This window comes from Methylobacterium sp. 1973 (genome assembly GCF_040545035.1).
GTDB lineage: Bacteria > Pseudomonadota > Alphaproteobacteria > Rhizobiales > Beijerinckiaceae > Methylobacterium > Methylobacterium fujisawaense.
The window spans coordinates 86,485-108,102 of sequence record NZ_JBEPLA010000009.1; the positions used below are offsets into that span (position 1 = coordinate 86,485).

15 protein-coding genes and 1 tRNA gene are annotated in these 21,618 nt (G+C 75.6%); 12 read left to right on the plus strand and 4 right to left on the minus strand.

Going from position 1 to position 21,618, the window contains the following annotated elements; translation table 11 throughout:
* The first annotated feature begins 1 nt into the window (after window position 1).
* From ABIC70_RS18325 to ABIC70_RS18360, 8 genes are all read left to right on the plus strand, one after another.
* The gene (locus ABIC70_RS18325; protein ID WP_354440468.1) at window positions 2-3,916 is read left to right on the plus strand and encodes a DUF4132 domain-containing protein; all 3,915 of its coding nucleotides are present in this window, start codon (window positions 2-4) and stop codon (window positions 3,914-3,916) included.
* Window positions 3,913-5,043 (plus strand): VWA domain-containing protein, encoded by a 1,131-nt coding sequence (locus tag ABIC70_RS18330; protein WP_179698528.1) that lies wholly within the window; start codon window positions 3,913-3,915, stop codon window positions 5,041-5,043. The genes ABIC70_RS18325 and ABIC70_RS18330 overlap by 4 nt, the downstream gene beginning before the upstream one ends.
* A 9-nt stretch (window positions 5,044-5,052) precedes the next feature.
* Window positions 5,053-6,993 (plus strand): YehQ family protein, encoded by a 1,941-nt coding sequence (locus ABIC70_RS18335; protein ID WP_354440470.1) that lies wholly within the window; start codon window positions 5,053-5,055, stop codon window positions 6,991-6,993.
* A gap of 195 nt (window positions 6,994-7,188) precedes the next feature.
* The gene (locus tag ABIC70_RS18340) at window positions 7,189-10,320 is read left to right on the plus strand and encodes a hypothetical protein (protein WP_354440472.1); all 3,132 of its coding nucleotides are present in this window, start codon (window positions 7,189-7,191) and stop codon (window positions 10,318-10,320) included.
* Window positions 10,317-11,981 carry an SWIM zinc finger family protein gene (locus ABIC70_RS18345; protein ID WP_354440474.1) on the plus strand — a complete coding sequence of 555 codons (1,665 nt, stop codon included), beginning with the start codon at window positions 10,317-10,319 and terminating at the stop codon, window positions 11,979-11,981. Before ABIC70_RS18340 ends, ABIC70_RS18345 begins: the two co-directional genes overlap by 4 nt.
* Window positions 11,982-12,309: 328 nt before the next feature.
* Window positions 12,310-14,160, plus strand: a complete 1,851-nt coding sequence (locus ABIC70_RS18350; protein WP_053609756.1) for a reverse transcriptase family protein — start codon at window positions 12,310-12,312, stop codon at window positions 14,158-14,160.
* Window positions 14,157-14,906, plus strand: a complete 750-nt coding sequence (locus ABIC70_RS18355) for an SEL1-like repeat protein (protein WP_182592951.1) — start codon at window positions 14,157-14,159, stop codon at window positions 14,904-14,906. Before ABIC70_RS18350 ends, ABIC70_RS18355 begins: the two co-directional genes overlap by 4 nt.
* Window positions 14,903-15,277: a hypothetical protein gene (locus ABIC70_RS18360; RefSeq protein ID WP_053609755.1), complete on the plus strand. Its 375-nt coding sequence runs from the start codon at window positions 14,903-14,905 to the stop codon at window positions 15,275-15,277. Before ABIC70_RS18355 ends, ABIC70_RS18360 begins: the two co-directional genes overlap by 4 nt.
* Before the next feature lie 66 nt (window positions 15,278-15,343).
* Here ABIC70_RS18360 and ABIC70_RS18365 read toward each other — a convergent pair whose 3' ends face one another.
* The 3 genes from ABIC70_RS18365 to ABIC70_RS18375 all read right to left on the minus strand — a co-directional run bounded on the left by ABIC70_RS18365 (window position 15,344) and on the right by ABIC70_RS18375 (window position 17,576).
* On the minus strand, window positions 15,344-16,447 hold the full coding sequence (locus ABIC70_RS18365; protein ID WP_354440477.1) for an adenylate/guanylate cyclase domain-containing protein: 1,104 nt from the start codon (window positions 16,445-16,447) through the stop codon (window positions 15,344-15,346).
* Window positions 16,448-16,785: 338 nt separating this feature from the next.
* Window positions 16,786-16,861: transfer RNA gene (locus ABIC70_RS18370), tRNA-Ile, on the minus strand.
* Between the two features lie 37 nt (window positions 16,862-16,898).
* Window positions 16,899-17,576 carry a DNA-3-methyladenine glycosylase family protein gene (locus ABIC70_RS18375; protein ID WP_354440479.1) on the minus strand — a complete coding sequence of 226 codons (678 nt, stop codon included), beginning with the start codon at window positions 17,574-17,576 and terminating at the stop codon, window positions 16,899-16,901.
* Window positions 17,577-17,764: 188 nt separating this feature from the next.
* On the opposite strand from ABIC70_RS18375, the gene ABIC70_RS18380 reads away from it, so the two are divergent.
* The 3 genes from ABIC70_RS18380 to ABIC70_RS18390 all read left to right on the plus strand — a co-directional run bounded on the left by ABIC70_RS18380 (window position 17,765) and on the right by ABIC70_RS18390 (window position 19,026).
* Window positions 17,765-18,322: a metallophosphoesterase gene (locus tag ABIC70_RS18380; protein WP_075379960.1), complete on the plus strand. Its 558-nt coding sequence runs from the start codon at window positions 17,765-17,767 to the stop codon at window positions 18,320-18,322.
* A 67-nt stretch (window positions 18,323-18,389) separates the two neighbouring features.
* A complete protein-coding gene (locus ABIC70_RS18385; RefSeq protein ID WP_354440481.1) occupies window positions 18,390-18,707 on the plus strand; it encodes a hypothetical protein in 318 nt (105 codons plus the stop codon).
* 73 nt (window positions 18,708-18,780) lie between these two features.
* On the plus strand, window positions 18,781-19,026 hold the full coding sequence (locus tag ABIC70_RS18390) for a hypothetical protein (RefSeq protein WP_043382347.1): 246 nt from the start codon (window positions 18,781-18,783) through the stop codon (window positions 19,024-19,026).
* 238 nt (window positions 19,027-19,264) lie between these two features.
* Here ABIC70_RS18390 and ABIC70_RS18395 read toward each other — a convergent pair whose 3' ends face one another.
* A complete protein-coding gene (locus ABIC70_RS18395; RefSeq protein ID WP_043382349.1) occupies window positions 19,265-20,026 on the minus strand; it encodes a sigma-70 family RNA polymerase sigma factor in 762 nt (253 codons plus the stop codon).
* Window positions 20,027-20,384: 358 nt separating this feature from the next.
* Here ABIC70_RS18395 and ABIC70_RS18400 point away from each other — a divergent pair, with 358 nt between their 5' ends.
* A complete protein-coding gene (locus ABIC70_RS18400; RefSeq protein WP_354440483.1) occupies window positions 20,385-21,578 on the plus strand; it encodes a YihY/virulence factor BrkB family protein in 1,194 nt (397 codons plus the stop codon).
* The last annotated feature ends 40 nt before the right edge of the window (window positions 21,579-21,618 follow it).

The window sequence follows — 21,618 nt, forward strand, 5'->3', positions numbered from 1 at the left end:
CATGGAACGCTACGAGCTGGTCGAGGGCAGCGCGGCCAAATTTTGGGAGGTCGGTGTCTCCGGCCCGACGCTCACCGTCCGCTTCGGGCGCCTCGGCACCCAGGGCCAGAGCAAGGACAAGACCTGCGCCGATGCGGCCGCGGCCGTGAAGGAGAAGGACAAGCTCGTCCGCGAGAAGACCACCAAGGGCTACGTCCGCGCCGAGGGATCGGCTCCCGCACCCGCCGCCGCCCCGGCCGCACCGGCTCGGACCGCGGATGCGGTTCAGGCGTCCGGGACGGCTGAGCGACCGGAGAGCGCCGCTGAAATCCCCGCCGAACCGGCCACCGTGACGGCCACCGACGAGACGGCACTCGTCGCGGCTCCGCCGGCGGCGGCCGAGCCCGCCCCGGACCCGGCCGCGCAGGAGCCCGCATTGCCCCCCGCCCCGGCCGCGGTCTTCGAGGCGGTGCCGCTGCCGACCCGCCTGCGCCCCGGTCCGCGCCCGGACGCGGCGGAGGCTTGGCGGGCGATCGCGGCGCCGTTGGCGGCCGCGCTCGGCGATGCCGAGGCCGCGCGCCTCGCCGGGGCGCCGCCGGACCGGGACGGCCTCGCCGCTTGGCTGGACGCGATCGTCGACGCCGCGGAGGCGCGCCGACAGGGAAATCCGTCCCGGGCCGCCACCGGCGACGCCATCCTGCGGCGGGCGCTGGAGGCGATCCTTCGCTACGCCGTGGCCCGGGGCGGGACGGAGGCCGTCGCCCGGCTGGCCGACCGGCGCCGCCCGACCCCGAAGACGCCGCGCCCCTACCAGCGCCTGTCCTGGGCGGAGCCGCTCCACCTCGCCCTGCGGGCCGCCCTGGTGCACGCCCCGGAGGCCGATTACGACGCCGCGGTCGCGTTCCTGAATGCGCGGATCGCCGAGGATCACGACTGGCCGGCGGCCTGCGCCTGCGCGTTCATCCTGGCCGACGACCGGCCCGCCCCGCACCCGCTCCAGCCCCGCGCCGTGCTCGAAGCCGCCGCTTCCGCGGGGATCGACGTGACGGCCGATACGGCCTTCGTGCCGCTGCTCGCCGATGCGCCGCCGGACGCGGTGGCGCCCTGGCGGACCAAGCGCAGCTACCATTTCTACTTCGTCTACTGCGCCGTCGACGCGGGGGAGGCGGCCGCGACCCTGCTGGCGGTCGCTCGCGCCGCCGGGCAGCCGGCGCTGCCGTCCCTCGACTGGCTGCTGCACTACGCCACCGACGACCAGCGCCGGACGGTCGCCCTGGCGATCCTGTCGACGGGGGAGGCCGGCGCGCTGCCGGCCCTGCTGCCCCATCTCCACGAGAAGCCCGTCGCGGCGGCCCTCGACGCGGCGCTGGAGGCCGATCCCGCCGCGATCCTGCCCCGCTGCCTCGCCGCCCTCGCGGGCGGCCGATCGGAGCCGGCCCTGCGCGCCCGGGTGAACCGGGCGCTCGATATCCACGGCCTCGACACGGTCCGCGGCTGGCTCGCGGCGTCGGGCGGGCGCGGGGCCGGCATCCTCGATGCCCTGGCGGAGGCCCGCGCCGTGCCCCTGGCGGAGCCCGCCGCCTGGCCGCGGGTGCTGCGTGATCCGCCCTGGCGGGCCAAGGCCCGGACCCGGGACGACCTCGTCCTCGCCCTCGCGCCGCTGCCGACGCCGTTCGCGCACGCGGTGCCGGAGGTCGCCCCGAGCTACTGGCGGGCGCGGAACGCCGTGACCCTCGACGGCCCGGAGGCGCTGTCGGCCTTCGTGGCGGCCACCGAGCTTTCCCATCCGACGCAGGGCTGGAGCCGGATCCCGCCCGCGCTCTCCGAGCCGCCGCGCGACGACCCGCCGGCCCTGATCGCCTGGGTCGCCGCCCGCGTCGCCCAGATCGACGAGGCCTGCCGCTACTGGGCGAACTCGCCCTATCGCCAACTGGTCGGCAGCCTGGAGCGGCAGCCCGAGCCCCTGGCGCTCGCCCTCTGGGCCCAGTCGCGCGTCGTTGCGGGATGCTTCCACGTCTCGCAATGGCCGGAGATCGTGTGGGCGATGCTGGCGCGGTTCGGCGAGCGGGCGATGCCGGGCCTCGTCGGGCTGGTCGAGGCCGATCCGGTCGGGCTCCTGCCGGCGGTCCTGGCGGTGGACGATGGCCGTCTCGCCGTGCCTGCCGCCCGCGCCCTCACGAAGCTCAAGAAGGCCCGCGAGCCGGCGCTGGCCTGGCTGCGCCGCCATCCCGAGACCGCCCTCATCCGCCTGCTGCCCGACGCCGTGGGCCGGCCCGGGGCGCTGCGCGACGCTGGCGAGCACGCCCTGCGCGTGCTGGCGCAGGACCGGGCGGACGGCCGCGCCATCATCACTTCCGTGGCCGCGCGCTACGCGGACCAGGCACCGGACGTGACAGAGGCGGTCGCGCAGGTGCTCGACCGCGATCCCCTCGACCGCGTCCCCGCCAAGGTCGGCAAGCCGCCCGCCTGGGTCGTGCCGTCCATGCTGACCCGCCCGCGTCTGCGGGACGGGACCGCCCTGCCGGACGCGGCGATCCTGACCCTCTGCGAGATGCTGTCCTTCACCAACCCGGACGCCGTCTATGCCGGCGTGCCGATGGTCCGCGAGGCCTGCACCGAGGCGAGCCTCGCGGCCTTCGCGTGGGACCTGTTCTCCGCCTGGATCGCCGCCGGGACGCCCTCGAAGGACGGCTGGGCCCTGCGCGCGCTGGGCTGGTTCGGCACCGACGCCACGGCCCGCGACCTGACCCGCCTGATCCGCCGCTGGCCCGGCGAGGCCGCCCACGCCCGCGCGGTCACCGGACTCGACGTGCTGGTCGATATCGGCACCGACGTCGCGCTGATGAACCTCAACGGCATCGCCGAGAAGCTGAAGTTCAAGGGGCTCCAGGAGAAGGCCCGGCAGAAGATCGCCCAGCTCGCCGAGGCCCGCGGCCTCACCCCCGAGGAGCTGGCCGACCGGCTCGCCCCCGACCTCGACCTCGACGAGCGCGGTGGCCTCGACCTCGATTTCGGCCCCCGCGGCTTCCGGGTCGGGTTCGACGAGACCCTGAAGCCCTGGGTCCGGGACGCCGCCGGCCAGAGGCTCAAGGACCTGCCCAAGCCCGCCAAGGCCGACGATGCCGGCAAGGCCGCGGCGGCGGTGGCCCGCTGGGGTGCCCTGAAGAAGGACGCGCGGGCCGTGGCGAGCCTGCAGGTGGCCCGCCTGGAGGCGATGCTCGCCGGCGCCCGCCGGGTCCAGCCGACGGTGTTCGGCCCCTGCTTCGCCGCACACCCGCTCGTGCGCCACCTCGCCCAGCGCCTCGTCTGGGCCACCTTCGCGGATGCCGACCCGCGGACCGGCCCGGGCCTGACCTTCCGGGTGGCGGAGGACCTGACCTTCACGGATGCCGACGACGCGCCGCTCGACCTCGACCTGACCGGGGCGGCCCCGGGCCTGATCGGCCTCGTCCATCCCCTGCAACTCGACCCCGGGGCCCTGGCCGCCTGGGGGGCGCTGTTCGGCGATTACGAGATCGTCCAGCCCTTCCCGCAGCTCGTCCGCGAGACCTACGCCTTCACGGAGGCCGAGGCGGCCGCATCGACCACGAGCCGCTTCGCCGGGACCGTGGTGGAGGCCAACCGCCTGCGCGGCATGGCCGCGAAGGGCTGGCCCCTCGGGTCACCGCAGGATGGCGGTGTGGTCTGGTGGATCGAGCGCGCCGTCACCTTCCCGGGGGGCGCGGCGGGCCAGGCATCCCTGACCTTCTCGGAGGGCCTGTTCACCGGCGCGGTGGAGTTCGAGGACCGGGAGCAGACCCTCGGCGACCTGACCCTCGGCTCGCCCTGGAGCAACCGGACGGAGCCGGGCCAGCGGACCTTCGGCGCGCTCGCGCCGGTGACGGCGAGCGAGCTCCTGCGCGGACCGAGCCTCCTCGCCGGGACGCGGCTGCGGTGAGCCTCGACCCCGTCACGCGCTGGCGGCTCATCCTGGGCGAGGCGGCGGAGTCCGCCTGCGCGGGGGCCGGCTGCGCCCTGTCGGGGGAGGCCGCCGCCATGGATCAGGCCCTCGACTGGCTCTACGGCCGCGACGCCGACGGCACGGCGCGGGGGGAGCGGCGCCAGGGCGGCCGCGAGGGCTCGACCCTGACGGTGCCGGGCTGGATCAACGCGGTCCACACGCTCTTCCCCCGCGAGACCATCGAGCGGCTGGAGCGCGACGCGATCGAGCTCTACGCCATCGACGACGTGGTCACGAACCCCGAGGTGCTGGCCCGGGTCGCGCCGAACGAGACGCTGCTGAAGGCGGTCCTGCGCACCAAGCACCTGATGGCGCCCGACGTGCTGGTGATGGCCCGCAAGCTCGTCCAGGAGGTGGTGCGGCAGCTGATGGAGCGGCTGGCCCGGGACCTCGCGGTGGCGTTCTCGGGGGTGCTCGACCGGCGGCGGCACACGCGCCTGCCCGGCGCCCGCGACCTCGACCTGAACCGGACGATCCGCGACAACCTGCGCCACTACGATCCCGAGAGCCGGCGGATCACCGTCGAGCGGCTGCACTTCTTCGCTCGGAACCGGCGGCAGATGCGGCCCTGGCAGGTGATCCTGCTCGTCGACCAGAGCGGGTCGATGCTCGATTCGGTGATCCACGCCTCGGTGATGGCCGCCTGCCTGTGGAAGCTCCCCGGCATCCGCACCCATCTCGTCGCCTTCGACACGGCGGTGGTGGACCTGACCCGCGATTGCGACGACGCCTGCGAGCTGCTCATGAAGGTCCAGCTCGGCGGCGGCACCGATATCGGCGGGGCCCTGCGCTACGCGGCCGGCCTGATCGCGGCGCCGGAGCGGGCGATCGTGGTCTTGGTCTCCGACTTCTACGAGGGCGCGAGCGAGGCCGCCCTGGTCGCTCAGGTGCGGGCGCTCTCCGGCCAGCGCACCCGCGTGCTCGGGCTCGCGGCCCTCGATTCGGCGGCCCGGCCCGCCTACGACCGGGCGATGGCCCAGCGGCTCGTGGCGGCCGGTGCCGAGATCGCCGCGATGACGCCCGGCGAACTCGCCGGCTGGCTCGCCGCCGCGATCCGGAGCTGAGCCGCGGCGATGGCCCGCCCCGACCTCCGCGCCCTCACGGATGACGGCCTCGTCCAGCTCGCCAATGCCGGCCTGGTGAAGCGCGCGCTGCGCGAGGTGGCCGCCGGCCAGGGGCCGGCCCTCGCGGAGGCCGAGGACGGCACCGTCGAGGCGCGCTTCGCCGACGGCACGGTCACGCGGCTCGGCCCCGGCCGGCCCCCGGGCGAGGCCAGCTGCACCTGCCCGGCGAGCGGGATGTGCCGCCACCGGGTCGCCCTCGTCGTCGCCTACCGGGCCGCGGCGGTCGCGGATGGACCGGCGCAGCCAGCCGCACCCGCGGCGGTCGCCTGGGATCCCGGCAGCCTCGACGGCGCCGCCTTCGAGGCGGGGCTCGGCGGCGCGGCGGCGGCGGAGCTGCGGCGCCTCCTGGCGGGTGGGATCACGATCGGGCTGGAGCGCGGCGCCGTGCCGGCCGCGCGGCTCCCGACCGCGACGGTGCGCTTCCTCGTGCCCGACGCGGTCGGCTACGCCCGCTGCGACTGCGCGGCCGGGGGCGGCTGCGCCCACGTCGCCCTGGCGATCCGCGCCTTCCGGGCGGCCGGGGGCGCCGCCGAGATCCGCCTGGGCGGGGCGGCGCCGGCCGGAGCGGAGGCGGGGCCGGCGGAGGAGGGACTCGCGGAGGCCGCCGACCGGGTGGTCGCCGGCCTGCTGGAGGCCGGGGTGGTATCCGGTCCGGAAGCCCACGACGCCGCCCTCGTCCGGCTGCGGCGGGTGGCCGAGAGGCGGGGCGCCACGCAGATCCTGCTGGCCGAGGCGGACCTGGCCGGGCAACTCGCGGCCTATGCCGGGCGTCACGCCGCCTACGACGCGGCCGTGGTCCTGGCGCTCGCCACGGAACTCCTCGGCCGCGTCCGGGGCGGGGAGGCCGCCCTCGGCGTCGGCCAGCCCTACGAGACCGCCATGGGCAGGACGCGCCTCGTTTCCCTGGGCGCCCGGCTCCTCGCCCGCGGGCGCGGCGCCAGCGCCCGGGTGGCCCTGGCCGACACCGATACCGGCGCGCTCCTGGCCCTGGAGCGCGATTTCGCGCCGGGCGAGGCCGAGGTGGATTTCGTCGGCAGCCTGCCCGGGCGGCTCCTGGGATCGGGCCTGTCCGTCTCGGGCACCGGCCAGGGCCAGATCCTGACCAGCGTCGCCCGGCGCCGGGCAGACGGGCTCCTCGCCCTCGGCCGGGGCGCGCAGGGCCGCACGGCCCTGCTGCCGCGGGACGCCCGCGTGACCGTGCCGGCCCCCCTGGCGGCGCGGGACGTCCCGTCGATCCTGCGCCGTCTGGCCGAGCGGCCGCCGGCCTTCCTGCGGCCGCGCGACCGGCTGGAGGCCTTCCACGTCTTCCCCGTCGATGCGGTCCTGGGACAGGCCTGGGCACCGGGCGCCCAGACGTGGCAGGCCGCCGTCGAACTGCCGGAGGCGGGCGGCACGCTGCATCTCGCCCGCGCCTACGACCCCGCCGCGCCGCACGCCCTGGACGCCCTCGCGGGCGCCTGCTCGGGGCGCTGGGGACCGGTGCGGCAGGTCGCCGGCCCGGTGCGGATCGCCGACGGGGCCCTGGTCTGCGATCCCTGGTCGGTGTCGGTCGACCGGCTCGTCGTGCCCGACCTCGCCGCCCCGGACGGCGCCGGCCACCCGATCCCGCCGGCACCGGACCTGGGGCCGGCCACGCTCCTCGACGAGGCGGCCGCGCTCCTGGCGAACGCCCTCCATGCCGGGCGGCGGGCCTTCGCGGCGAACGCCCGCGCCGGCGGGGCCGACCTCGTGGCGCGCCTCGCGGCGGCGGGGCATCCCGCCACCGCCGCGCGGCTCTCGGCCTTCCTCGCCGCCGCCCTGGCCCCCCCGGGCGCGGAGCCCGATCCTTTCGCCCGGGCTGCCCTCTGGGTCGCCGCCATGCGGGATGATCCCGGGCCGGCGGAGGGCTGATCACGGAATCGTGGGGACGCGGTTGCTCCATCCGGCGCCCTGGGGCAGCTTGCCGCGGTTTCGGGCGCCGTGATTCGCCGGCCGTCCCGTCCCGATCGTTGCGTAAGGAGCCCGAATGCGCGGATCCGTCGATCGTCGCCCAGGCCTGGGCCATCCCGTTCGTCCGGCGCGCGGCCCGCACGCCCACGCGGTGGCATGAGGGTCGTCCGCGCGGCGCGCCTCCACCTGCGGGACGCCACCTCCGACAAGGTCTACGACGTCGATCTGATCGAGAACGAGGCCCTCGGGACGCCCGAGCGCTACTTCGTCAACACACGCTACGGCCGGCGCGGCGCGACCCTGCGCGAGGGCTCCAAGACACCCCAGCCCCTCACCGCCGAGGCGGCGGCCCGGGTGTTCGACAGCGTGATCGTCGCGAAGATCAACGGCGGCTACCGGCGGATCGACGGCCCGGAGCCCTCCGCCGCGTCGGAGCCGTCGGCCGACGGGCGCGCGGCCGTGCTGCGGGCGCGGCTCTCCGCCTGCCTGCACCAGCGCTGGCCCGAGCGGGAGCGCGACCGCCTGCTCTGGCGCATCGGCGAGCTGCGGCTGGCCGCGGCGGCCCCGGACCTGATCGCCCTGGCGCGGGCCCTCGGTCCGGCGCAGGCGAGCTACGCTCTGGTCTGGGCGCTCGCCCGGGCGGCCGGCGCGGAGGCGGGCCCGATCCTGGACGCGATCGCCGCCGACGCCCCCGGAAGCGTCGTCCGGGACCTCGCCCGCTTCGCCCTGGCCGCCCCGCTCACCGGGGCGTACCGCCCACCGGAGGCCGAGCCGGACCTGCCCGGCATGGTCGCCCGGCCGGCCGAGGCGGGCGACGTCGACGGCCTGTGCGGGGCGCTGGACGGCCTCGCCCGGCATGATCCCGGCCGGGTCGGGCCGGCCCTGGTGGCGCTGGGCCGGCTTGCCCAGGGGCGGCCCGCGCTGCACGCGACGCTCTGCGCCGCCCTCCTCCGGCTGCCGGCGCGGCCGCCCTACCTGATCGGCCTGCGGCGCCTGTTCAAGCACGCCGAGATGGCCGACGATGCCGCCCTGTTCGGCGCCGCCGCCCAGCGCTTCGAGACCGCGCAGGCGATGTACCAGGCCGGCCGGAGCCACGCCTACGTCCCCGACCTCCGGCGCTACGTCGCGGTGGACGCGGCGCGCCACGGCCCGGAGGCGCGGCTCGGCCTGTCCACGGCCACCCGCGCCTACATGAAGCGGCGGATCTGGCGCGCCCTGCGCAAGCGCGGCGCCGTCGGCGACCCGGCCTTCACCGCGCTGGCGACGGGCTTCCTGCTGGCCCTCGGGCCGGAGGATCTCGACCCCCCGACCCGCTGGACCGCCTGGGGGCGCAAGCCGGACGGGACCTGGGGCCGGCAGGCGCGGGCACGGGGACCGCTCGGCCGCAACTGGACGGCGAGCCAGCTCCTGTACCGCCACGCCCCGGAGGCCCGGCCGCGGACGGGATCGCTGACCTTCCTGGAGACCGGCGCCGTCGATCCCGACCGGCGCGACGAGGCCTTCCCGGATCTCTGGAGCGCCCGTCCGGACCTGGCGCTCCGCCTCGCCGCGGAGGGGCGGATCGAGCCGGTGGCGCGGCTGGGGCTGCGGGTGCTGCGCGCGGACCCGGGGGCCTGCGCGGCTCTGGACGCCGCCGCGATCGGGCGCCTCCTGGCGGCCCCGCACGACGCCGTGCGGACCTTCGCCTTCCAGATCGCCCAGGCGCGCCTCGCCGCCGGGATCGCCGATTCCGCCGACCTCGCCGCCCTGGTGGCGGCGCTGCTGGCCGCAGCCCTGCCGGAGGCGCGGGCGCTTGCCCTGCGGCGCCTCGAGGCCGGGGCGCCGGTCGTCTGGTCGGATCCGGACCTCGCCGCCGCGCTGCTCACGAGCCCGGAGCCGGATGTCCAGGCGGCGGTCCCGGGGCTCGCCCGGGCGCTGCCCCCAGGGCTCGCGGCGCCCCTGGTCGCGCGGCTGGTGGCGTGGCTGCGGGCGATGCCGCCGGAGCCCGACGCCGCCGCGACGGCCGCGATCCGGGGCCTACGTGCCGCCCTGCCCCTCCTGTGGCCGGACCACGACCTGCCGGTGCAGCCCGAGACTGCCGCCGCCCTGATCGCGCACCCGGCCGCCGCCGTCCGATCGGCCGGACTCGCGCTCCTGGCGCAGTCTCCTGCCGGAGCCGACGGCCTGCCCCCGGAAAGCTGGGACGCGCTGATCGGCACGGGCTCCGAGGACATCCGGATTGCCGCCCTGGTCCTGCTGGCGCGTCTCGACGACGCGCGGCTCGGACCCTACGCCGAGCGGATCGTCGCCTTCGCCAGCGGGCCCGGCAGCGCCGTCCGGCAGGCCGCCCGGCCCCTGGTGGCGCGCCTCGCGGCGGCGGATCCGGGTCTCGCTCCCCGCCTCGCCCGGGAGCTGATCGGCAGCCTGTTTCGCGCGGCCCCCGACGACGCCTACGCCGCCGACGTCGTGGCCCTGCTGCGCGAGGCCCTGCCGGGGGAATGCGCCGCCCTCGACGACGGCACCCTGTGGCGCCTGCTGCAGGCCCGCGCCGACGGCGCCCGCCGCCTCGGCGCCGCCCTCCTGCCCGACCGGCGCCCCGCGGCCTTCAGCGTCCGCCAGATCGCCCGGCTCGGCGGCCACCCGTACCGGGCGGTGCGGGACTGGGCGATGGCGGCCTTCGCGGCCGACCCGGCCCGGTTCCAGGCCGCGGCGGCCGAGGCCGTGCTCCTCGTGGAGAGCGACTGGCCCGACACCCTCGCCTTCGCCCGCAGCTTTTTTGAAACGTGGCCGGAGGCTGCCTGGACGCCCGGGGCGCTCGCCGTGGTCACCGACAGCGTCAAGCCGGAGGTCCTGGCCTTCGCCCGCCATCTCCTGCGCAGCCGGCTCCGGCCCGAGGATGCGGAGGGGCAGGTGCTGCGCCTGCTGGAGCACCCCGCTCCGTCCATGCATCTCCTGCTCACCGAACTCCTGACCGAGCAGGCCGTGGCGAGCGAGGCGGCCTTCGTACGGCTGATCCCCCTCGCCCGCATCGTGATGCTGCAGGTGCTGCGGGGCCGGGTCGCCAAGGACCGGATGGCCACCTTCCTCCGGGCCGAGGCCCTGCGCAGCCGCGCCCGCGCCGAGGCGCTGCTGCCGCTCTTCGCCGATCTCACCCTGAGCGGCACGGCCCGGGACCGCAGCGCCGCGATCCTGGCGCTGCGCGACATCGCCGAGGCCCATCCCGGCCTCGCCGTGCCTCTCGTCCGGCGGCCGCCGGAGGTGCGGGGGCCCATCTCTCCCTCGGCACCCGTCTCGGAAGGGGCTCGATGAACTTCGTCCATCGCTACCTCGGCGAGAGCCGGGCCGTCTCGGATGCGGACGCGACCCGGCTCGGCTTCGTCCCCGACACGTTGCGCGAGCCGACCTACTTCGCCGGGACGGTGGCGCGACACCTGCCGTTCCGCGAGGCGATCTCGGCCCTGCATCACGTCGTCGTGTCGGACCTGCGCTTCAAGCCGAAGGACCGCACCGCCTATTTCGCGTGGCTCCAGGCCCACGAGCAGGAACTCCTGGCCGAGGCCCTCGCCGAGAAGGACAGCCTGCGCGCCGAGATCGAGGCGCTGCGCGCCGAACACCGGGACATCGCGGCCCGTTCCGACGCGGTGATGCGGCCGTTCTACGACGCGCGGAAGCGGTACTTCGACTACCTCTACCGGGAGAATTTCGACGCCTGGATCGTCCTCGACCCGGTCATCACCGTCCATCCGGACGAGGTCTTCTTCGAAGCGTTCAGCCTCGACGAATCGAGCTACGGGCGCCTGTCCTGCGACCACGACACCTTCGCGCGGATCGGCGACATGGCCTGCGGCACGACCAACATCGACTACAGCCACGCGCTCTACGACGAGTTCCAGAAGATCCGCAGCTACCGCGATACCGAGCTGGCGATCGACCCGACCGGCTTCGCGGTCCAGACCTCCGGCGAGGCCGCCTATCGCGAGGACAAGATCGAGCTGCCGGATTCCTGGATGCGGGGCTTCCTGCAGGTGTCGAGCGCCATGGCGCAGCCCGCCCACGTGGTGGACCTGCACCCGGTCGACATGCACGCGATCCTGACCCGCCTCGCCGCGCGCCGGGAGCGCCACGGCCCGCGCGCCCTGCGGTTCCTGCTCGAGCCCGGCCGGCCGGTCAGCGTGCTGATCGAGCCCTGGAACGAGCGGCTGACCTTCCGGCGCTCGATCTACCGCGGCGGCGAGGCCGCGGAGATCCGCCTGTGGGGCCGGCGGCGCCTCGCCATCCTGGCCCGGACCCTGCCGCTCGCCCGGTCGGTGCGGCTGCACCTCCTCGGCACCGGCCTGCCGAGCTTCGCGGTGGTGGATTTCGGCGGCCTGCGCTTCACCCTCGGCCTGTCGGGCTGGACCGCCAACGACTGGTCCCGGGCCGGGCAGTTCGACCTGCTCGCCCCCCGGGGGGAGGTCGAGGCCGACACCGCCGCCCGCGTCTTCGCGGCGCTCCGGCGCCACCACGCCGCCGGGACCGGGCAACTCGCCGCCGAGACCGGCCTCGACCGGTCGACCGTGGAGGCGGCGCTCGGCGGCTACGTGCAGGCGGGCCGCGCCATGTTCGACCTCGACAAGCGGGTCTACCGCCTGCGGGAGCTGACCCGGGAGCCGCTGGCGCCGGGTGCCCTGCGCTTCGCCTCCGAGCAGGAGGCCAAGGCCGACCGGTTCCTGGCGGCCGGGCTCGTCACCCTCGGGTCCGTCGAGCAGGCGGGGGACCGGCGGCGCCTGAGCGGGACCGTGCTGGATGACGGCCGGAGCCTGACGCCCGCGGTGGAGCTCGATTCCGACGACCGCATGGTCGGCGGCTCCTGCCAGTGCGGCTTCTACACCCACAACCGGCTCACCCGCGGCCCCTGCGCGCACATGCTGGCCGTGCGCCGCTTCTTCCACGCCCAGGTCGAGGGCAAGCCGGCGCGGTGGCAGGCGTGAGGCAGACCCGATTGATGCGGCCGCAAGCCTGGCCTATCCTGACCGTGACGAGGGGCGTCGGCCGGGGCGGACCTTGCATTTCGGGCGGCGATTCGCCGTCCCTGCACCCTGCCCGGCAAAGCGTCACTGGCCCGCTCTTCACTGGGCCGGCACTGACCACCGGTGCGCGTTCGCGGTTTGGGTTCGCTGAACCCAAACGCGCACCGGTGGTCGTGCCGGCGTCGAGTGGACCGGGCCAGTCCCGAGACTTGACGAAGGCATCCTGGCCGACGTCCCCCGTCACGCTTCCCCCCGTCACGCCTCCCGCCGCCCGCGCCGGAGGCCGCCGATGAGCCCGCAGCCCGGCAGCCTGACCCGCCAGCAGCTCTACGACCGGATCCGCGAGAGCTCGAAGGACGAGGTCATCCTCGAGGAGATGATCCGGCTCGGATTCTGGCCGGACGGGGCGGAGCAGCCCAACCCGCCGGACGACCTGATCCGCCGCCGCGGCGAGATCGCCCGCGCCCTCGCCGATCTGCACCGGCGGGAGGCGGCGTGGCGCGACCCCGAGGCCGCCCTCAAGGAGATGCATCGCCGCCGCAAGACGGCGGCGCTGGAGCGGCGGCGCGAGACGAAGCTGCGCAACGCCCGCGACCGCCACGCCCGGGCGCAGGCGTGGCACGCGCGCCGGGAGGCGGAGATCCTCCATCTCGGCGACGGCGTCTCGGCCGGCCTCGCGAACGCGGATGCGCCCGCGCGGGGGCCCGCCCCCGGTCTTCCCGCCCTGGCGAGCCCGAAGGCGCTGGCGGAGGCCATGGGGATCGGCCTCGGCGAGCTGCGCTTCCTCGCCTACGACCGGGCGCTCAGTGCGGTGAGCCATTACCGGTGCTTCACCATCCCCAAGAAGGCGGGCGGCCTGCGCCGCATCTCGGCGCCGATGCCGCGGCTGAAGCGGGCGCAGTACTGGATCCTCGACGCGCTCCTCGCCCACGTTCCCGTGCACGGGGCGGCCCACGGCTTCGTGCCCGGCCGCTCGATCGTCACCAACGCCGCCGCCCATGTCGGGCGGGACGTGGTGGTCAATCTCGACCTCAAGGACTTCTTCCCGAGCCTCGACTACCGGCGGATCAAGGGGAAGTTCCGGGGCTTGGGCTACGCCGAGCCGGTGGCCACCGTGCTGGCGCTGCTCTGCACCGAGCCGGACGTGGACGCGGTCGAGATCGACGGCGCGCGCCTCTACGCCGCCCGGGGCCCCCGCCGGCTGCCGCAGGGCGCGCCGACGAGCCCCGCGCTCACCAACCTCGTCTGCACCCGGCTCGACGCCCGGCTCACCGGCCTCGCCGCCAGCCTCGGCTTCACCTACACGCGCTACGCCGACGACCTGACCTTCTCGGCCTCCGGCGCGGCCGCCGGGAAAGTCGGCGCGCTGCTCAAATACGTCCACGCCATCGTCGCCGGGGAGGGCTTCACCGTCCATCCGGACAAGACCCGGGTGATGCGCCGCGGCCGGCACCAGGAGGTGACCGGGCTGACCGTCAACGAGCGCGTCGGCGTGCCCCGGGAGACCCTGCGCCGCTTCCGCGCGCTGCTGCACGGGCTCGATCGGCACGGGCCGGCCGGGCGGCGCTGGGGCGCGGCCGGCGAGGGCGACGTGCTCCGCGCCGCGGTCGGCTTCGCGCAGTTCGTCCGGATGGTCACGCCGGAGACCGGTGCGCCGCTGGTGGCGCAGGCCCGCGCCCTCGCGGACCGCCACGGGCTGCGGCCTGCGGTGCGGCCGCAGCCGGACTTCCGCGCCCGGTCCGCGCGGGGAGCAATGCCGCTGGCCCGCTGGTGGGCGCCGGCCCCCCGTCCCGCGCCCGAGCCGGACCCGATCCTGGCCGAGGCCGAGGCGGCTGCCGCGCGGGCGGTCGCCGAGGCTGCGGCCCGCGCGGCCGCGCCGGTGCCGGGCCGCAGCGGCGTGCCGGCCTCCGGGCGCCCGCGGTTCGGTACACCCGAGCCGGTCGCCCCCGCGCAGGCCGCGCCCGGCACGGTCGCGGAGGCCGACGACGCCCCCATGAAGCCCTGGAAGGTGGTCCTCGGGGTCTTCGTCCTGTTCCAGGCGGGCGCCCTGCTGCATCCGGCGCTCGGGCTGCTCGTCCTCGTGGTCGCCCTGGTGCTCGGCCTCCGACGCCTGCTGCGCCGCTGGCGCCGGCGCCGGTGAGCCCGCCCCGGCGCCGTCTGGCCGGGCGAATCCTGGCCAGCCTCGCTGCGGCCCTCGCCCTCGCGCGCGGACCGGCGGCCCGGGCCGAGGAGGCGCCCGGCGCGATCATCTTCAACAAGGCGGAGGCCGCGGGGATCGGGGAGCCGCTGCGGCAGGACCCGGCGCTGCTGCGCAGCTTCCCGGCCTGCCCGGCCGACACCTTCGCGCGGGAGCGCCCGGTCTGGCGGCGGGCCTTCGCGCCCCGGCGGCCCACCGAGCGCCGCTGCGCGCGCGAACCCGCGGCCTGCTTCGTGCTCTGCACCCGGTGGTCGAACGCGCCGGCCTGCTTCGACCTCGCCCTCGCCTTCGAGCACCATTCCCTCGACGTCCCGGATATCCTCGACAAGGAGCGCCTCTACGCCCTCGCCTGCGCGGGCGGGTTTCCGGCGGGCTGCACCAACCGGGCCGCCGGGATCCGCAACGGCGGCTACGCGGCCGATCCCTTCCGCGATGCGCCGCGCGCGGACACGGACGCCTGCCTCGCCCGGAGCTTCCGCCTCGATTGCGACCGGCGCGGCGCCTGGGGCTGCGCCATGCTCGGCCAGGCCTACCGCCTGGGCGAGGGCGTCCCCGCCGAGGCGTCCCGCGCCCGGGCGGCGTTCGACATGGCCTGCGCGATCAACCCGGACTTCGCGGCTTGCGCCTTCGCCAAGCGGCAGGTGGCCGAGATGGACGCGCCGCCGGACAGCGCGGACGACGCGCCGTGAGGTCCGGCGAGGCCGGGGCGGATCCCGAGGCCCTGCGGGCCCTCTACGGGCGGAGCGATCCGTGGCCGGCCGGTCCCCCTGCCCCGGGCCTCAGGCGCGCCTGCCTGTGCGTGGAGGTGGACGAGGCGGACGACGTCGCCGCAGCGGAGCACTGGATGCTGGCCCATGCCGGCCGGCTCACCTGCGTGCGCAGCACCGGCTGCGGCTGCTGCGTGATCGGCTGGGACATCGAGGGGCCGGCGGCGATCATCGACACCCTGCCGGCGGCGCTGGCTGCGGCGTTCGACGGGCCGAGCCCGGCGGCGGCCCCCCGGCGCGCGCCGGTCGCCTGGGGGCGGCGCCTCTGGAACCGCTGCTTCCGCCGCGGCTGAGACGCGATCCCGGACCGGCCACGCCGCCGCGCCGGGCGCCGGCCGGGATGCGCGGCATGCGACCTCCTAGCGCCGTTCCGCGACGACCTCCGGGCGATCCGGCGCCCTCGGATCCGGCCTCCGCCCCGGGATCGGCCTCTCCGCCACCGCGGCTCCGCGTTCGAGGGTGGCGACCGCCAGGGGCGCCCCCCGGCCGCGCAGGGCGTGCAGGCCCAGGGGGCGGGCGCGGACGCCGTCGGGCAGCGGGTCCAGCCATCCGAGGAGATCCTGCGAGATCAGGATGCCGACGCCGAGCGGGCGGCACAGGGCCTCGATCCGCGCCGTCACGTTCACGGCGTCGCCGAAATACGCGATCTTGTGGCGGTCGACTCCGACCTCGGCCGTGACCACCGGGCCGCCATGCAGCGCCGCCCGCAGCCGCGGGACCGTCCCGAACCGGGCGGTCCAGGCCGCGGCATCCGCCTCGATCCGGTCGAGCACCGCGAACAGGCCGGTGACGCAGCGCGCGTCCTTGAGGCCGCGCCTCATCGGCCAGGTGATCATGGCGAGATCGCCGACATAATCGTCCACGGAGCCGCCGTTGCGCCGCACCGGCTCGGCCAGCGTCGCGAACACGGCCCCGAGATACTCCTGGGCGCGCAGATCGCCGTGGGTCTCGGCGAAGGCGGTGGAGCCGACGACGTCGAGGAACAGGAAGATCCGCTCCTCCTGAACCGGCTTGTGGTAGCGGCCGATCATGAAGTTCACGAACACGGCGCCGCCGATCAGGTCGCGCATCCGCATGGCGAAGACGAGGAGGGCCGACACGGCCAGGGAGTAGGCGAGAAACCGCGGCGTGATGCGCACGGCCGTGGACAGGCTGTCGCCGGTGAGGCCGAACCCCCAGACGACCAGGCCGCCGAGGGCGCAGCCGAGGGTGATCAGCACCACGTAGAGCAACTCGGCCGCGAGCATGTAGACCAGCGCCGGCAGGCGGCGGATCCGCGGCTGGAGACCCGACAGGGTCAGGGCGGGGACGAAGGCCAGCACCGTCCCGCCCACTGCCAGGGCGTAGACGAGGCCGGCGAGCATCGAGGCCCCGCCGACGAAGAGCACATTGTAGAGGAGGCCCGCCCCGCCGCAGGCGAGGAGGAGGGTCAGGGCCCAGAGCCAGCGGTAATGCGGAAGCATGGGCTGTCGGCGGGAGAGAGCGTGGCGTCGGGCGCGGTGCGACCGACGCGATGGCACGGGAGGAAGGCGAGAGAGCGACGAACGCGGCGAAGACTCGGTCTGATTCGGTGCGTCGCAGACTGCCCGTTCGCGCTTGATCGATCGGGATCAATGCGCACCGTCCACATCACGGTGTCGGGCGGTGTCGCGGCCGTGCCACAGGGCGCGTTCGGCCTCGCCGTCGTGAGCGGCTCCTGGGCGAGGGACCGATCCGGGCTCGGCCCCTGTGGGTCGGCGGAACCGCGTGACTGCGGGATACGGGGGGCCGGCGAGGGTGGTGCGGTTGCCCGCGGCCAGCCTGGTGGGCCCGGCAGGACTCGAACCTGCAACCAGACCGTTATGAGCGGCCGGCTCTAACCATTGAGCTACGGGCCCGGGAGGCGCCGACGGATAGCCGATCCCCGGCCGTCCGTCACCCGGATTTCGCCGCCCCGCGCAGGCGCCGGGTCCGGGGGGCCGGGGCCTGACAGGCTGATTCGTCCCCCGGCAGGGGCGCCCCGTCCTTGATGCGCCACAGGTAGCGCGCCAGGATCGAGCGGTACGGTGCGAAGGCCGACGCCACCGCGCCGGCATCGGCCTGCCCGGTGAGGCGGCGCAGGCAGCCCACCGCCGCCACGTCGCCCGCGGGCCAGATGTCGGGGTCGTGGAAATGGAAGATGCCGACCATGTCGGCCGTCCAGGGGCCGACGCCGCGTATGCCGCACAGGATCGCCGCCCGCTCGGGATGCGGCAGGCCGGCGAGGCCGGGGCCGAGCAGGCCCGCCGCCTCGGCCGCCACGATCGCCTGGAGGGCCCGCACCTTGTTGCCCGAGATCCCGCAGGCCCGCAGCAGGTCCGCGTCGCCGGCCTCGAACAGGCCCCGGGGGCTCGAATCCGCCGCCGCGGCGGCCGCCTCGATCCGGGCCCAGATCGCCCCGGCCGCCCGGGTGGAAAGCTGCTGGTTGACCACCTCGACGAACAGGCGGTCGGCGACGCGCGGATGCGCCGGCGGCTCGATCCGGATCGGACCGGCCTGAACGAGGGCGGCCCGCAGCGCCGGATGGGCGCGCGCCGCGTCCAGGAGATGGGCGTAGATCGCGGGATCGAGCATCGCCTCAGCCCATCCGGCCCGCACGGCGCTCCGCCCCTCGGGGAGCCGGCCGGCCTCGCGCGCCGCACCCGTATCCGAGCCGCGGCCCCGTTTCCAGTCCGGCAGACGGGATGCCGCGCAGCGCCATCTTGTCCGGGCCTCTCCGGCCGGTCTGGACGGAACGCGATGGCGGCCCAGGTCTCGACGGCATGGCGATCTTCTTCACCGCGGACACGCATTTCGGCGACCCGCACATCCTCCGCCACCGCGGGGCGCGGTTCGGCAGCCTCGAGGCCCACGACGAGGCCCTGGTCGCCGGGTGGAACGCCGTGGTCGGCCCGGAGGATGCCGTCTGGCATCTCGGCGACTTCGCCGCCCATGCGAGCCCCGCCCATTGCGCGGCGATCTTCGCGCGGCTGAACGGCACGAAGCGCCTGGTCCGGGGCAATCACGATTCGAACCGCGTCCTCGACCTGCCCTGGGCGGAGCCGCCGGTTGAGAGCGCCCGCCTCTCCGTCGCGGACGCGCAGGGGCGGCCGCACCGCCTGTTCCTGTCGCACTACGCGCATCGGGCCTGGCCGGGGCTGTGGCGGGAGACGCGCCACCTCTATGGGCACAGCCACGGCTGCCTCGCCGACACCACGCGCTCCTGCGATGTCGGCGTGGATGCCTGGAACGACCGTCCGGTCACCCTCGACGCCATCCTGATCCGCCAGGACGCGGCCGCGGGCGTGCCGGAGGAACTCGCGGCCCACGGCCTGCGCTGATGACAGGCCGTCGGCGCGCGCTATCGTCCGCGGGAGACGCGAGATCCCGGCAGGAGGCCGCATCGCCATGACCGACATCCCCGCCCCGCCGTCGGGCTGGACCGCCGCCGCGACGCAGGCCGCGGCCGAACTGGGCCTCGGCACCGATTGGGCCGCCCTCGCCGCGCCGGACTGGACTCGGCTCTGCCGACGGGCCGGCGAGATCCTCGCCGGCCAGGGTCACGCGCCTCCGGCCGGTTGGGACGCCGCCCTGGCGCACGCCCTCGGCCGCCCCGATCCGGCGGTGGCCCGGGACGAGCTGGCCCAGGATGAACTGGCCCAGGACGCCGCGAACACCGTGCTCGCCGAGCGGGGCGAGGTGTTCGCGCCGGAGGACGATGCGTGAGGCGGACGACCCGGGCGCGCCTTCGCGCCGGCAGGTGGTTGCCGTCGCGGGGGTGCGGGCCGATGTAAACGGCATGCCTTATCCCGAACGCCGGCGCGCCGCCCCGAGACCGACCGAACGCTATGGCCCCGGCCCGGCGCCGTCCGCCCTGCGCGTGGTTCCCCTCTCGGGCGGCCCGGTCCTCGACGCGCAGACGCGCCTGCGCCTCGGCCACCAGATGCGGGCGATGTACGATCCGGTGATCGACGAGGCTCTGGATCCCCGACTGGCGGAGCTGCTGCAGCAGCTCGACACGGACCGGGGCGGCGGTTCGACCTGAGGTCTGGGCTGGGCCCCACCTCTGCCCGGCACATCCGCCGGAGATGCGGGAAGAGGCCCCCATCGGTGGATCGGGGGGATGTCACACCGATGGGAGCCGAGCCGAGTCGACGGATCGACCCAACCCGCTTCATATCGCCCAGGCGCCGGCCCGGACGCTTTCACCTAAGTCAAATTTCCTGCCGAATACGGCGGTCTGAGTGTCGAATTGGCTTATTCGACCTGGAGAATCGTCCCGATCAGGCCGAGCTGCCGGTCACCGACAGCATGACCCCGTCGCTGCCGATCTCGGCTCCACTGTATCCGAGCATCCGCGCGAGCTGTTCGCGGGCGCGCCAGACGCGGCTCTTCACGGTCCCGATCCGGCAGTTCATCACGGCGGCGGCCTCGTCGTAGCTCAGGTTCTCGATCGCCACGAGAACCAGCGCCTCCCGCATCACCGGGGCGAGGCGGTCGAGGGCGGCGCGCACGTCCTGAAGATCGAGATGGCCCCCCTGCTCGGGAATGCTGGTCAGCCGCTCGGCATAGGTGCCGTCGGTGTCGGCGACCTCGCGGCCCTGCTTGCGGTGCTGGCTGTAGAAGACGTTCCGGAGTATCGTGAACAGCCACGCCTCCAGATTGGTGCCGGGGGTGAAGCCGCCGCGGCCGCGCCAGCCGCGCAGCAGGGTGTCCTGCACGAGATCGTCCGCCGCAGCCGGGTCGCGGGTCAGCGAGACCGCGAATCGGTGCAGCGCCGGCACCACCTCCAGCAGACCCGCCCGGAACAGCTTGTCCCGCTCGCCCTCGGCCTGCGCGAGGGCCGTCTCCAGGCGCGCCAGCAGGTCGGCGAAGGGGTCCGAGGCGGGCTCCGACCCGAGGCCGATCCGGTCGTAGGCGCGGCCGAGCAGGGTGCCGAGATGGGCCCGCACGGCCTCCGGCAGGCCGTGGCGGGTCTCCGCCCCGGCCTCCTCTGCACGATCCGTCACGGGATCGAGGAGCGATGAGCCTTCGGTGTCGGGCATACGGTCCGGTCGTCGGCGAGTGGGCCGGTTGCGCCCATGGGACTGTTTGTGGCGTGCCCGGGCCGCCCATGCCGCAACATGGGTTAGCGCTTTTCCCGAAGGGGGCTCGGCCGCGGGGCCGCGCCGGCGCGCAGCGCCGTCGGGACGGGCCGGCCGATGCCGCCCGAGGTGCCGGTCACGACCGCCGACCCGCCGCTCAGGCCCTGCGTCCCGCGTTGCCGTCGTATTGCAACTGGACGGCGAACCCTTGCCCGCGCCGCGGTGTTTGCCTTCGCAGCTGCAGCCGGTCGGGTGCGCCGTCATGCGCGGCCGACTGGCCTGCGCCGACACGTCCGCCCGAACCCCGCCGAGGTCGCCGATGCCAACCCCCGATCCAGCCCGCACCGCGGGTTCCGCTCCGGAGGGGAGCGCCTCGACGGTCTGGACGCTCGCCCTCGCCACCGCGCTGATCGGCCTCGTCGCCCTTCCGCGCCGGACGGGGCCGCCGGCCCCACGCCCCGCCGACCGCCCCGCCGACCGCTCCGGAGACCGCTCCGCCGGGCAGGACGGGGCGCGCCGGACGTCGCCCTCGCACGCGGGCCAGGAGGCGCAGGCCGTCGCCCGGACCCAGGCCGATCGCGGGCGGGGGGCCTCGACGCCGGCCGAGATCCCCGCCAAGGGCTGGAAGGACATCGCGCTGCGGGCCTATCACGACATCGGCGAGAACCGCCTGTCGCTGATCGCGGCCGGCGTCACCTTCTTCACGCTCCTGGCGATCTTCCCCGCGGTGGCGGCCCTGGTCTCCTGCTACGGCCTCGTGGCGGATGCGGCGACCATCAACGACCAGCTCGCCAGCCTCCAGGGTATCCTGCCCCAGGGCGCCCTGGAGATCGTCGGCGACCAGGTGAAGCGGCTGAACGCGGAGGGCAACAGCACCCTCGGGCTCAGCCTGGTGTTCGGCGTCGTCCTGTCGGTGTGGAGCGCCAATGGCGGGGTGAAGCACGTCTTCGACGCCCTCAACCTCGTCTACAACGAGCGCGAGAAGCGCAACTTCTTCGTGCTCAACTTGGTCTCCCTCGCCTTTACGGCGGGCGCGCTGCTGTTCCTCGTCCTGGCGCTGGCCGCGGTGGTGGCGGTGCCGGTGATTCTCGCGTCTGTCGGGCTCGGCGCGGATGCGTGGTGGCTGTCGCTGCTGCGGTGGCCGGTTCTGCTCCTGGCGGTCCTGCTCGGGCTCGCCCTGCTCTACCGCTACGGGCCGAGCCGGGACGCGCCGCGCTGGCGCTGGGTCACGCCCGGGGGTGCCCTGGCGGCCGTGCTGTGGCTCGGCGCATCGGTGCTGTTCTCCTGGTACGTCGCCCATTTCGGCAGCTACAATAAGACCTACGGCTCCCTCGGTGCGGCGGTCGGGTTCATGACGTGGATCTGGCTCTCGACCATGATCATGCTGGCCGGCGCCCAGGTGAACGCCGAGATGGAGCATCAGACCGCCGAGGACACCACCGTCGGCGCGCCCCAGCCCCTGGGCACGCGCCGGGCGCGCATGGCCGATACGGTGGGCGCCGCCGCGGACTAGCGCCGCACCCGGTCCGGCGCGAACGGCCTTTCCGAGCGAC